The 694-nt window shown below is 66.1% G+C and carries 1 protein-coding gene; it reads right to left on the reverse strand.

Features of this window, described 5'->3' with window-relative positions; translation table 11 throughout:
• On the reverse strand, positions 1 to 694 hold a 694-nt coding region (locus P1P75_RS41825), incomplete at both ends, for a tetratricopeptide repeat protein (protein ID WP_319265347.1).

A 694-nucleotide genomic window follows, 5' to 3' on the forward strand; every position in this document is an offset into this window, starting at 1 on the left:
CCCAGCATCCGCACGGTGTCGGTCAGGGTCTGTTCGAACAGGGGGATGGCCCGGTCCAGATCCCCCGCTGTCTGGTAGGCGCCGGCGAGGTTGTTACGGAAGGTCAGGGTGTCGGGGTGGTGCTTACCCAGCACCCGCACCTGGCTCTTCAGCGTCTGCTCGTACAGGGAGATGGCCCGCTTCAGCTCCCCCGCTTCCTGGTAGGCCAGGGCGAGGTTGTTACGGAAGGTCAGGGTGTCGGGGTGGTGCTTACCCAGCACCCGCACCTGGCTCTTCAGCGTCTGCTCGTACAGGGAGATGGCCCGCCTCAGCTCCCCCGCCGACCGGTAGGCGTAGGCGAGGTTGTTACGGGAGATCAGGGTGTCGGCGTGGTCCTCACCCAGCACCCGTTCCCGGGTGGTGAGGGCGCGTTGGAGGTGTCTGACGGCTCTGGCGGGCAGACCCTGGTTGTTGAGGAAGCCTGCGGTTTCGTTGAGGATGACTGCGGTGGTGTCGGTGTCGGTGTCGGGGGTGGTGTGGTTGATGAGGGCATCGATGTGGGGGAACAAGGTGTGCCAGGTAGGCCAGGTTACGGGGGTTTTCCAAGTGGCAGGAAGGACGGTGTACACGTTGGCGGTGGCCCGTTCGCGGGCCTGGTCGATGAGTGTGCGGGCGAGGGCCTGGACGAGGCGGTGGACGGACAGGGTGCCGGTGG

The organism is Streptomyces sp. ID05-39B (genome assembly GCF_033794725.1).
GTDB lineage: Bacteria > Actinomycetota > Actinomycetes > Streptomycetales > Streptomycetaceae > Streptomyces > Streptomyces bobili.